Consider the following 11,553-nt stretch of genomic DNA (forward strand, 5'->3'; position numbering starts at 1 on the left):
GTGGAGGCCACGGGCGACCGCCGAGCGACCTCGTGCGGCGAAGGGCTCCGGTGCGACGCCGCGGCGCGCCCGCCGGGACGGCCGCGCCTCGACGACCGGCGCGTCGGGCCGCGCGCTGTGGGCCAGTCGGACGGTGCCCTGCTTCGCCAGGAGCATCGTCGTCGGCATGCTGTCGATCATGGTTCTCTCCCCTGTCCGATCCTGTCTATATCGGTACAGTAGAGCCCGTCGCTGTACCGGTCAAGTGACCGGTACAGACCGCTCGCACCAGGCGTTCACGCGGGCGGCCCGGCGGCCAGCATCGCGAGCACGCCGTCGTACGTGCCGGTCCGCTCCGCGAAGCGCAGGTGCTGGACGCGCTCGACGAGCACCTCGCCCGTGTCCTGCGTCTCGAGCAGCGCCATGACCTCCGTGAGGTAGTCGTCGAGCGGCATCGCGCTCTCGCGGTCCTCCTGCCCCATGAGCGGCGTGCGCACGGCCGGTGGGACGAGCTCGAGCACCCCGACCGAGGTCCCGGCGAGCTGGACCCGCAGGCTCTCGGTCAGCGAGTGGATCGCCGCCTTGGTCGCGCTGTACGTCGGCGTGAGCGGCAGGGGCACGAACGCGAGGCCCGACGAGACGGTCATGACGACCGCCTCGGGCTGCTCGAGGAGGAACGGCAGGAACTCGGCGAGCATCCGCCGGGGGCCGAGGAGGTTGGTGGTGATCGTCTCCTCCGCGACGGCGAGCGACGCGGGGTCGCGCAGGTCCTCGGGGAGCATGATCCCCGCCATGGTCACGAGCACGTCGAGCTCGGGGTGGGTGCGCGTCACGACCTCGAACGCCCGCCGGATCGAGGCCGGGTCCGTCATGTCCAGCACGACGGAGTCCATCCCGGGGTGGTCGCGCACGAGGGCGTCGAGCTGGTCCGCGCGTCGGCCGGCGACGATCACGGTGCTGCCCGCCTCGTGGAGGCGGATCGCGAGCCCGCGGCCGATGCCGGACGTGCCTCCGGTGACGAGTGCGGTGCGTCCTGAGAGCTTCATGGGTTCCTCCTGTGGTGGTTCGGTCACCACCACCGTCGGCGCCCGGACGCGCCGGCGGGAGAGGAGCGTCGAGCCAGGGACCGCCGGTCCCTGGCTGCGCCCTGGTCACGCCGACGGCGCCTCACGCAGGATGGCCGCGTGGACAGAGAAGCCCTGGCCGACTTCCTGCGTCGTCGTCGTGCCGCGCTGCGACCCGCGGACGTCGGGCTCGCCGAGGGCGCCCGACGCCGCACGGCCGGGCTGCGTCGCGAGGAGGTCGCCGCGCTCGCCGGGATGTCCGCCGACTACTACACGCGGCTCGAGCAGCAGCGCGGGCCCCGGCCGTCCGAGCAGATGCTCGCCGCGATCGCCCGTGCGCTGCGCCTGACCGCCGACGAGCGCGACCACGTCTTCGTGCTCGCCGGCCACGTGGCTCCGCCACGGAGCCGGCGCACCCTCGACGTCAGCCCCGCCCTGCTGCGCGTGCTCGACCGGCTGCACGACACCCCCGCGCTCATCATCACCGACGTCGGCGAGACCCTCGCGCAGAGCCGCCCCGCGGTCGCGCTGTTCGGCGAGCGCACGCAGCTGCCGTGGCCGGCCCGCAGCTCGTACTACCGGTGGTTCACCGACCCCGTGGAGCGCGAGCTCTACCCGCAGCGGGACCACGCGCACCAGAGCGCGATCCAGGCCGGTGCGCTGCGCGCCGCGCTCGCCGACGGAGGGCCGCGGGGCGCCGCGGCCGACCTCGTGCGCCGCCTCCGGGGCGAGAGCGCGGAGTTCGTCGAGGTGTGGGAGCGGCACGAGGTCGTGCGGTCGCGGTTCGACGACCACAAGACGCTCGTCCACCGCGAGCTCGGTGCGATCGAGGTCGACTGCCAGGTCATGTACAGCGAGAACCGCGCGCAGGCGCTGCTCGTGCTCACCGCGACGCCCGGCACCGAGAGCGACGAGAAGCTGCGCCTCCTCGCCGTGATCGGCGACCAGCGCCTCAGCACCCCCTGAGGTCACCGCCGCTGCTGTGGATGGAGCGGCACGACGCGGGCCCGCGTGCCACGGTGGACGCCATGGCACGCGAGCAGCTCTCCCCGACCCTCATCAGCTGGGCCTCCGTCCTGGACCCGCAGACCCGGGAGCAGGCGCTGCGCACGGCGCGCATGCCGTTCATCCACCCGCACGTCGCGCTGATGCCCGACGCCCACCTGGGCAAGGGCGCCACGGTCGGCAGCGTGATCCCGACCGTCGAGGCGATCATCCCGGCGGCCGTGGGCGTGGACATCGGGTGCGGCATGATCGCCGTCCGCACGCAGTGGACCGAGGAGCAGCTGCGGGCCGCGGGGCCGCTCGCGCCGCTCCGGGTCGCGATCGAGCGGTCCATCCCGCTGTCGGCCGGGAACTACAACCAGAAGCTCACGGGGTCGGCGGCCGAGCGCGTCGCGACGCTCGAGGCGCAGGCCGCGGAGATCGGCTTCGACCCGTCGTCCTACGCCAACCGCTGGCGGCTCCAGCTGGGGTCCCTCGGCTCCGGCAACCACTTCATCGAGGTCACGGTCGACGAGGAGAGCCGCGTCTGGCTCTTCCTCCACTCGGGCTCGCGCGGCATCGGGAACCTGCTCGCCCAGCACCACATCCGGGTCGCCGTCGAGCGGTGCCGGAAGGAGCGCGTCGACCTGGAGGACCGCGACCTGGCGTACCTCGAGGAGGGCACCGACGAGTTCTGGGCGTACATCCGCCAGCTGCGGTGGGCGCAGGACTTCGCCCTGCTCAACCGCGAGGAGATGATGGACCGCGTCGTCGCCGCCGTCGCGCGGCACATGGGCGAGGACGTCCAGGAGGCCGAGCGCGTCAACTGCCACCACAACTTCACCGAGCAGGAGGAGCACTTCGGCCGCACCGTCTGGCTCTCGCGCAAAGGCGCGATCAAGGCCGACGTCGGCGACGCCGGGCTCATCCCCGGCTCGATGGGGACGGCCTCCTACGTCGTGACCGGCAAGGGCGACCCGGACTCGCTGAGCTCGTCACCGCACGGCGCCGGCCGGAGCCACTCGCGCACCGCGGCACGCAAGCTGTTCACGCGCGAGCAGCTGCGTGAGGCCATGCGCGGCATCGAGTACCGCGACACCGACGCGTTCATCGACGAGATCCCCGCCGCGTACAAGGACATCGACCAGGTCATGGCGGACTCCGCGGACCTCGTCGAGGTCCGCCACACGCTGCGCCAGGTGGTGAACGTCAAGGGCGACTGAGCGCCGGGTCCCCCGCGAGAGGGGGCCCGGCGCCCGGCCTGCGTCACCAGCGCGAGCTGGACCAGCAGCCCTCCGGGTCCGCCTCCACCGGCGCTGCGTCGTCGAGCGTCCTGGCGGCGAGGGCGCGCGCGAGGTTCCAGTCGCCCGCGCCGTGCGGGGCCGCGACGGGGAGGGCACCGAGCACGCACGAGCGCAGCGGTTCGTCGAGCCCGTCAGCGGCCGGCACCGCGTCGGCCGAGAGGCCCTGCAGGTAGGCGACGTCGAGCGGCACCTCGAGCCGGGCGCTCGTGTTGTGCCGCAGGATCAGCGCGTCGGGGTTCACGCCCACGAGGCCGAGCATCCCGGCCGCGACGGTGAGCAGCACGGCGCGCGGGAGCCACGGGGCGGGCAGCGGACGCTCCTGCGTGGCGCGGCGCAGCCCAGCGACCATCACGAGCACCAGGACCGCGGCGAGCACCACCTCGACGACGACGACGAAGAGCCGCAGCCGCGTCAGCCCGAAGGCGTCCATGTAGAGGTCCATCCGGCGCAGCGCGGACGCGACGACGCCGAGCGTCCCGAGGCACAGGACGCCGAGCGCCGCACGGGTCACGAGGTGGTCCCGCGCCGTCGTTCGTGGCGCGTACCGCGCGGCCACGCCGACGACGACGAGCGTGAGCGCCGTCGCGACGACCAGCTGCGCGAAGCCCTCGCGGGCGTACTCGGCGTAGCCGAGGCCGGCCGTCGCCTGCACGTACGCGTGCCCCCCGACGAGCGCACCGAGCTGGACGAGGACGAAGCCGATCACGAGCGCGTCGAGCGCCACGATCGGCGCGAGCCACTCCCCGCGACGCGCCGCTCGACCCGGTCCCGGCCGCAGGGCCGTCCAGGTGGGCGGCGCGATGCTCAGGTGGGCGAGCGACGCCGCCACGGCCGCGACCATGACGCCGACGACGACCTGGGCGGGCAGGAGGTCGACCGAGAACGAGGGCAGGTAGCTCGCGAACACCTGGTCGGCGCTGGCGAACAGCATCCCGAACACGAGCAGCAGGCCGACCGTGATGGCGACGCTCCGCAGCACCACGAGCGCCTGACCGCGCCGCGACCCGGCCCCGTAGGCGATCGTGCGCGTGACCCACGGCAGCGACCGCACGAGGCCGGCCGCCCACGTCGGGCCGCTGAGCAGCAGCGACGCGGTCGACGTCGACGACGTCGCCGCCGCGGTCCCCGCGACGGCGGCGACCACGACGCACAGCGCGACGAGCCAGCCGGCGTCGCGCAGCGCGACCACACCGAGCAGGGCCACCGAGACGACCACGACCGCCAGGTCGCCGAACGCCCGCCGCCGCACGAGCCCGGGGACGGCCGGCGCCCAGACGACCGCCCCGACGAGCGCGAGGCCGAGTCCCGGGCGATGGCCCACGAGCAGGACGGCGCCCACCAGCCCGACGACGGCGACCGTGACGAGCTGTGCGACGGACGCCGGAGCACGGTAGCCCGCCCAGAACCGGCCGAGCGGTGTCTCGACGGCGGGTACGGCGATCGCGGTCACGGGCCCGACGGGTGCCGGGGGCGGCAGGGCCGTCGCCGGTCCCATGGGGACCGGGCGTGGCAGGGGCGGCGGAGGTCCGACGGGGTGCGGCGAAGGGGGCTCGGTCATGGTCAGCACGCTAGGGATCGGCGGCTCACCGGGGCGCGGGGCGGCGCGGCGGGTTCGGTCGAGGTGTTGTGTCGCACCGTGCAGATCCTGTGAGCGACCGCTCGGGTCGGAGCCGCCGCGCGGGCACGCCGTGGTGTCACGGCCGCAGGACGCGCGAAGGGCCCCGCACCTGCGTGTCTGCAGGTGGGGGCCCTTCGTGTCGCGAGCCGCCTATCAGAATCGAACTGATGACCTTCTCATTACGAGTGAGACGCTCTACCGACTGAGCTAAGGCGGCGCGCTCACCCGTCGAGGCGTGAGCGGGGACCACTGTACCGACCGCCGGCCGAGGCTCCAAAAGCAACGGTGCCGGCGGTCCCCGGACGGGTCAGAGCGTCAGCACTCGAGGCCGTCCTCGGGCACCGTGCCCTCGACCAGGTAGGCGTCGACGGCGTCCTCGACGCACGCGTTGGAGCGCCCGTAGGCCGTGTGCCCCTCGCCCTCCCAGGTCACGAGCACGCCGGACTCGAGCTGCTCCGCGAGCGCGACGCTCCACTCGTACGGCGTCGCCGGGTCGCCCGTCGTGCCGACGACGACGATCGGCGCCGCACCCGGTGCCGTGATCGGGGCGCGCTCGGCCTCGGACTGGAAGGGCCACGACTCGCAGCCGACCGCCATCGCGAAGTCCCGGCCGAACGTGGGCGCCTGCGCGGCGACCTGGTCGGCGAACGCGACCATCTCGTCGTACGTGCGCTCGGGCGTCGGGTAGTCCAGGCAGTTGATCGCCGTGAACGCGATCATCGAGTTCGACAGGTAGGAGCCGTCCGGGCCGCGGTCGAGGTAGAAGTTCGCGAGCTCGAGGAGCGTGGCCCCCGTGTTCTGCTGCATGGCCTCGGCCAGGGCCATCGTGAGGTACGGCCACGACGCGTCGTCGTACAGCGTCACGACGATGCCGTAGAACGCCATCGTGCCGTTGACGACCGCGCCGTTGCCGGCGTCGAGCGGCCGGCGCTCGATGCGGGCGACGAGCTCCGCGATCTGCTGCTTGCCCTCGTCGACGGACCCGTCCAGCGGGCAGCCGCGGCCGGCCTGGCAGTCCTCGACGTAGGCGCTCAGCGCCTCCTCGAAGCCGATGGCCTGGCCCACGACCAGGTCGTCGTTCGACATCGCCGGGTCGAGCGCGCCGTCGAGCAGGAGCCGGCCGACGTTCTCGGGGTACAGGTCCGCGTAGGTCGCGCCGAGGAACGTGCCGTACGAGAAGCCGGCGTAGTGCAGCTTCTCGTCGCCGAGGACGGCCCGGAGCAGGTCGAGGTCACGCGCGGCGCTCACCGTGTCGATCTGGCCGAGCAGCGGCCCGGTCGCGTCCAGGCAGCCCTGGCCGAACGCCTGCACGGACGCGCGCGCCGCCTCGACGTCGGCCTGGCTCTCGAGGACCACGTCGGTCGTGAGGAACTCGTCGACCACCGGGTCGGGCCCGCAGCTGACCGCCGACGACGAGCCGACGCCGCGCGGGTCGAACGCGACCACGTCGTACGCCGCGACCACCGGCTCACCCATGACGTCCGAGACGGCGTACTCGAGGAACTCGATGCCGGACGAGCCCGGACCGCCGGGGTTGATGAGGAGCGAGCCGATCCGCGCGTCGGCCGGCCCGGTCGCGACGGAGCGCTGCAGCGCGAGGCTGATCGAGCCCGCCGACGCGTCCTCCCAGTCGAGCGGCGCCTGCACCGTGGCGCACTCGAAGGTGCCGCACGACGCCCACGTGACCTGCTGCTCGTAGAACCCCTCGATGCTGTTGGCCTCGGGGGCCGCGGTGCTCGGGCTCGTCGTCGGCTCGACCTCCGGAGTCGTCTGCTCCTTCGGGGCGACGCACGCGCTCAGCGCGAGGAGTGCGACGGCGCCCGCAGCCACGGCGCGCACGCGCCGGCCGACACGTCCACCCGGGAGCCCGGGGGCGACCCGGTCGCGTCCGGCACGGTCGACGGTGCGGTGGACGGGGCGGGGTGACGGGCGGGACGCGTGCAGCACCGGGCAACGGTAACCGGCACCGCCGACACCCCGGGCCACCGCCCGGCGGGCGGACCCGCGAGCCCACCGAACGGCCCAGCCCGGCGGCCGACGCGGTCGCTCAGCCGTCGGCTCAGCCCGGCGGGTCGACCCGGCGGGTCGACCCAGTGGCTCGAACCGGCGGCTCAACCCTGCGGGCGCAGCGCGACCGCCATCGCCTCCATCGCGAGCAGCGGCGCGACGTTCCCCTCGAGCCGCGTCCGCGCCTCGCCGATCGCGTCCATCCGCCGGATGGTCTGCTCGGGTGTGCTCTCGGCGGCGAGCCGACGGATCTCCGCGTGGACGGGGTTGACCAGCTCGACGTCGGCACCCAGCTGCACCACGAGCACGTCCCGGTAGAGCGAGAGCAGGTCGAGCAGGCACCGGTCGAGGACGTCGCGCTGGGCACGCGTCGAGCGCCGCTTCTGGTCCTCCTCGAGCTGACGCACCTGCGCGCGGACAGCCGGCGGCAGCGTGGCGAGCCCCTCCGCGCCGAGGGTGTGCAGCAGGGCGGTCTTCTCGGCGGCGTCCCGGTCCTCCGTCGCGGCCTTCGCCTCGGCGGTCGCGACCTCCACGAGGTCGGCGGCCGCGAGCACGGCGTCGCCCACCCCGCGGATCTCCGCGGCGAGCCGGAGCGTGCGCGTGCGGCGCTCGCGTGCGTCCGGGTCCCGGGCGAGCCGGCGGGCCAGCCCGATGTGGCTCTGCGCGGCCCGCGCCGCCATCTCGGCCACCTCCGGGTCCACGCCGTCACGCTCCACGAGGAGCGCCGCGACGTCGGCGACCGGCGGCACGCGCAGCGCGACGCCCCGGCAGCGCGAGCGGATGGTCACCACGACGTCGTGGGGGCTGGGTGCGCACAGCAGCCAGACGGTCCGCGGAGGCGGCTCCTCGATCGCCTTGAGCAGCACGTTCGATGTGCGCTCCTCCATGCGGTCCGCGTCCTCGACGATCATGACGCGCCAGCGCCCCTGCGACGGTGCCTGCTGCGCGACGCCGATGAGCTCGCGCACCTCGTTGATGCGGATGAAGACCTTCTCGGTCGCGACGACCTTCACGTCCGCGTGGGTGCCGGCGAGCGACGTCGTGCACGCCTGGCAGCGGCCGCAGCCACCCTGCTCGCACTGGAGCGCGGCGGCGAAGGCACGCGCGGCGTTCGACCGCCCCGAGCCCGGCGGCCCGGTGAGCAGCCACGCGTGGGTCATCGCCGTGGCGTTGCTGCTCGCCTCGCTCAGCACCTCGACCGCTCGGCGCTGCCCGACGAGCCCGTCCCAGACGCTCACGGCGACACCGGGCTGGGCGTGTGGTGGGCCGCGGCCCGCTGCGTGAGCAGCCCGTCGACGCGCGCGGCGACCTCCGCGTGCACGGCGTCCGCGTCACGCGCGGCGTCGACCACGAGCCACCGGGCCGGGTCTGCGGCCGCCCGGTCGAGGAACGCCTGCCGCGTGCGGACGTGGAAGTCGAGCCCGGCGCTCTCGAGGCGGTCGGGGGCTCCCGTGAGCCGGCCCAGACCCACGCGGGGGTCGAGGTCGAGGAGCACCGTGAGCTCCGGCAGCAGGCCGTCCGTCGCCCACAGCGAGAGCCGCTCGACCTCGTCCGCGCCCAGGTCGCGGCCGTTGCCCTGGTACGCGACCGACGAGTCGAGGTACCGGTCGGTGAGGACGACGGCGCCCCGCTCGAGCGCCGGCCGGATGACGGTGTCCACGTGGTGCGCGCGGTCGGTCGCGTACAGCAGCGCCTCCGTGCGCGGGCTCACGTGCTCGCCGTGCAGGACCGCGTTGCGCAGCTCGACCCCGAGCGGGGTGCCGCCGGGCTCACGCGTGCGGACGACCTCGTGGCCGAGCGCGACCAGGCGGTCGGCGAGCAGACCGAGCTGGGTCGACTTGCCGACGCCGTCGCCGCCCTCGAAGGAGATGAGCACGGCGTCAGGGTAGTCCGGCCCACCGACAGCGACGGACGGCCGCAGGCGGCGGCTCCCCGGTCACTCGCCCGGGTAGGCGACCCCGACCTGGCGCCGGATCTCGTCCATCGTGCGCATCACGGCGAGCGAGTCCTCGTGCGTGATGACCGGGCTCTCGGTCGCGCCCTCGGCGACGCGGCGGGCCACCTCGGCGGCCTGGTACTGGAAGCCACCGTCGACCTCGCGGTCGAAGGACCAGTACGAGCCGTCGTTGCGGATGACCGTGAACGCCGTCGGGCGGTAGAAGTCCGTCTCGATCTCGATCCGGCCCTCGGTGCCGCCGATGACGGCCGTCGTGGCGGTGCGCGACCAGAGGGTCGTGTGCAGCGACGCCTGCGTCCGCTCGCCGTAGCCCAGCGCGATGCTGATCTGGCCGTCGACGCCCGTGGCGGTCAGCGAACCCGTGGCCTGGACGCGGTCCGGGACGCCCAGCACGTCGTGCGCGAAGGAGACCGGGTAGACGCCGAGGTCGAGCAGCGCACCGCCCGCGAGCTCCGGGTTCATGAGGCGGTGCGACGGGTCGACGTCGCCGAACGCCTGGCCGTGGTCGGCGAGGAGCGAGACGACGTCGCCGATGTCACCGCGCTCGAGGACCGAGCGGAGCGCGACGACGTGCGGCAGGAACCGCGTCCACATGGCCTCCATGAGGAACACGCCGGCGGCACGTGCGGCGTCGACGACCTCCTGCGCCTCGGCGGCGTTGCGCGTGAACGACTTCTCGACGAGCACGTGCTTGCCCGCCGCGATCGCGAGCAGCGCGTGGTCGCGGTGCTCGGAGTGCGGGGACGCGACGTAGACGGCGTCGACCGACGGGTCCGCGACGAGGGACTCGTAGCTCCCGTGCACGCCGGGGATGTCGTACTCGGCAGCGAATGCCGCGGCGCGGTCGCGGTTCCGCGAGCCGACGGCGACCAGCTCGCCCTGCGTGTGCTGCCGGACGGCCGTGGCGAAGGTGTGCGCGATGCCGCCGGGCGCCAGGATCCCCCAGCGGATCGACGGGGCGGTGCGCGGGTCCTCGGCGTGTGTCATGGACGCCACCGTAGCGGCGCCGGGTGACGCTGCGCAGGCCGTCTCGGATCGTTCCGACCCGCGCCGCGAGCCGGTCGCCGGCTCACGCCTCCGGGTGCCGATCGCGCGCGCCCGACCTACCGTCGAGACGACCCACGCACCCGACGACGGAGGATCGGCATGTCCCACCTCAGCGGCAAGACCGTGGCCTTCCTGGCGACGAACGGCTTCGAGGACAGCGAGCTGACCAGCCCGTGGCAGGCGGTCACGGAGCACGGCGCCCAGGCGGTGCTCGTCTCGCCCGAGTCCGGGTCGATCACCGGCAAGAACGGCCACGAGGCGCAGGTCGACGAGGCCGTGAGCGGCGCCGACGCCGGCCGCTTCGACGCGCTCGTGCTGCCCGGCGGTGTGGCGAACGGCGACAAGATCCGCATGGACGCCGACGCCGTGCGCTTCGCCAAGGCGTTCTTCGAGCAGGGCAAGCCCGTGGGCGTGATCTGCCACGGCGGCTGGATCCTCACCGACGCCGACGTCGTCCGGGGCCGCACGCTGACCTCGTACCCGAGCCTGCAGACGGACCTGCGCAACGCCGGCGCCACCTGGGTGGACGAGGAGGTCGTGGTCGACAACGGCCTCGTCTCGAGCCGGACGCCGGACGACCTGCCCGCGTTCAACGACAAGCTCGTCGAGGAGATCGGCGAGGGTCGGCACGAGGGCCAGACCGCCTGACGGCGTCGGCCCGGCCGGTCGGGGGTCTCCTAGGCTCGCCGGCATGGAGCGACCGGCCGGCACCGCACGCCACGTGGTCGCGTGCGGCCTCGCGACGCTCGACGTCGTGCAGACGGTCGACCGGCTGCCCGCGCCCGACGAGAAGGTCGTGGCTCGCGGGCTCTGGGTCGCGGCCGGCGGCCCGGCGGCGAACGCCGCGGTCACGGCGGCGGGTCTCGGTGTCCGCGCGACGCTCGTGAGCCGCGTGGGCGACGGGACCGTCGCGCGCGTCGTCCTCGACGACCTGCACGCGCACGACGTCGAGGTGCTCGACCTCGCGCCCGAGGGCGCCTCCCCCGCGGTGTCGACCGTCCTGGTCACCGCCTCGACGGGCGAGCGCGCCGTCGTCTCCGTCAACGCCACCACCCCCCGCTCCCTCACCGACGTGACGACGTCTGCCGAGGCGTGGGAGGACGCTGTGGCATCGGCCGGTGCCGTGCTCGTCGACGGGCACCACCTCGACCTCGCTCTCGGGGTCGCGGCGGCCGCGCGCTCGGCCGGTGTGCCGGTGCTCCTCGACGGCGGGTCGTGGAAGCCCGGGCTCGAGCGGCTCCTGGCGGTCACGGACGTCGCGCTGCTGTCGGCCGACTTCCGCCTGCCGGGCGCGTCCGGCACGCCCGCGGCGCTGCTGCGCGCCGTGCGGGGCCTCGGCCCCGCGCACGTGGCGCGGTCGCAGGGGTCCGGACCGGTCCAGCTCCTCGTGGACGACGACGTGGTCGAGGTGGCCGTCCCGGCGGTCGACGTGGTGGACACGCTCGGCGCGGGCGACGTGCTGCACGGCGCGCTCGCGGCCTGGCTCGCGGTGCACGGGCCGCCCGCCGTCCTGGGCGACCTGCGGGCCGGGCTCACCTACGCTGCGCACGTGGCGTCGTCGTCGTGCACCGGGCAGGGCGCGCGCGGCTGGCT

At 74.4% G+C, this 11,553-nt stretch carries 11 protein-coding genes and 1 tRNA gene; 4 read left to right on the forward strand and 8 right to left on the reverse strand.

What is annotated here, in order from left to right:
* On the reverse strand, positions 1–180 hold a 180-nt coding region (locus ICW40_RS10700), incomplete at its 3' end, for a hypothetical protein (RefSeq protein WP_221653814.1).
* A gap of 95 nt (positions 181–275) precedes the next feature.
* Positions 276–1,025, reverse strand: a complete 750-nt coding sequence (locus tag ICW40_RS10705; protein ID WP_221653815.1) for an SDR family oxidoreductase — start codon at positions 1,023–1,025, stop codon at positions 276–278.
* 138 nt (positions 1,026–1,163) lie between these two features.
* On the opposite strand from ICW40_RS10705, the gene ICW40_RS10710 reads away from it, so the two are divergent.
* On the forward strand, positions 1,164–2,009 hold the full coding sequence (locus ICW40_RS10710; protein WP_221653816.1) for a helix-turn-helix transcriptional regulator: 846 nt from the start codon (positions 1,164–1,166) through the stop codon (positions 2,007–2,009).
* A gap of 62 nt (positions 2,010–2,071) precedes the next feature.
* Positions 2,072–3,250: an RtcB family protein gene (locus ICW40_RS10715; RefSeq protein ID WP_221653817.1), complete on the forward strand. Its 1,179-nt coding sequence runs from the start codon at positions 2,072–2,074 to the stop codon at positions 3,248–3,250.
* 43 nt (positions 3,251–3,293) lie between these two features.
* Here the strand turns inward: ICW40_RS10715 and ICW40_RS10720 are convergent, their stop codons facing one another.
* The 6 genes from ICW40_RS10720 to ICW40_RS10745 form a co-directional block, all read right to left on the reverse strand.
* Positions 3,294–4,889, reverse strand: coding sequence for a DUF4153 domain-containing protein (locus ICW40_RS10720; protein ID WP_221653818.1), 1,596 nt, complete (start codon positions 4,887–4,889; stop codon positions 3,294–3,296).
* Between the two features lie 204 nt (positions 4,890–5,093).
* Positions 5,094–5,166, reverse strand: a tRNA-Thr gene (locus ICW40_RS10725).
* A 98-nt stretch (positions 5,167–5,264) separates the two neighbouring features.
* Positions 5,265–6,896: an alpha/beta hydrolase gene (locus ICW40_RS10730; protein WP_308121742.1), complete on the reverse strand. Its 1,632-nt coding sequence runs from the start codon at positions 6,894–6,896 to the stop codon at positions 5,265–5,267.
* Positions 6,897–7,060: 164 nt separating this feature from the next.
* Positions 7,061–8,194: a DNA polymerase III subunit delta' gene (locus tag ICW40_RS10735; protein WP_221653819.1), complete on the reverse strand. Its 1,134-nt coding sequence runs from the start codon at positions 8,192–8,194 to the stop codon at positions 7,061–7,063.
* Complete coding sequence (gene tmk / locus ICW40_RS10740; RefSeq protein WP_221653820.1) at positions 8,191–8,832, reverse strand: dTMP kinase; 642 nt, start codon at positions 8,830–8,832, stop codon at positions 8,191–8,193. The genes ICW40_RS10735 and tmk overlap by 4 nt, the downstream gene beginning before the upstream one ends.
* Positions 8,833–8,892: 60 nt before the next feature.
* Positions 8,893–9,900 carry a Gfo/Idh/MocA family protein gene (locus ICW40_RS10745; protein ID WP_221653821.1) on the reverse strand — a complete coding sequence of 336 codons (1,008 nt, stop codon included), beginning with the start codon at positions 9,898–9,900 and terminating at the stop codon, positions 8,893–8,895.
* A gap of 159 nt (positions 9,901–10,059) precedes the next feature.
* Here ICW40_RS10745 and ICW40_RS10750 point away from each other — a divergent pair, with 159 nt between their 5' ends.
* Both ICW40_RS10750 and ICW40_RS10755 read left to right on the forward strand, forming a co-directional pair.
* Positions 10,060–10,608: a type 1 glutamine amidotransferase domain-containing protein gene (locus tag ICW40_RS10750; RefSeq protein WP_221653822.1), complete on the forward strand. Its 549-nt coding sequence runs from the start codon at positions 10,060–10,062 to the stop codon at positions 10,606–10,608.
* Positions 10,609–10,651: 43 nt separating this feature from the next.
* Positions 10,652–11,553: PfkB family carbohydrate kinase (locus ICW40_RS10755; protein ID WP_221653823.1), on the forward strand; the 902-nt coding region annotated here is incomplete at its 3' end.

It is taken from the genome of Actinotalea ferrariae (assembly GCF_019733465.1).
Classification (GTDB): Bacteria; Actinomycetota; Actinomycetes; order Actinomycetales; family Cellulomonadaceae; genus Actinotalea; species Actinotalea ferrariae_A.

Coding starts and splice junctions, on each gene's coding strand:
- ICW40_RS10750 (WP_221653822.1), top strand. CDS start 10,060: ATGTCCCACCTCAGCGGCAAGACCGTGGCCTTCCTGGCGACGAACGGC.
- ICW40_RS10720 (WP_221653818.1), bottom strand. CDS start 4,889: ATGACCGAGCCCCCTTCGCCGCACCCCGTCGGACCTCCGCCGCCCCTG.
- ICW40_RS10715 (WP_221653817.1), top strand. CDS start 2,072: ATGGCACGCGAGCAGCTCTCCCCGACCCTCATCAGCTGGGCCTCCGTC.
- ICW40_RS10705 (WP_221653815.1), bottom strand. CDS start 1,025: ATGAAGCTCTCAGGACGCACCGCACTCGTCACCGGAGGCACGTCCGGC.
- ICW40_RS10745 (WP_221653821.1), bottom strand. CDS start 9,900: ATGACACACGCCGAGGACCCGCGCACCGCCCCGTCGATCCGCTGGGGG.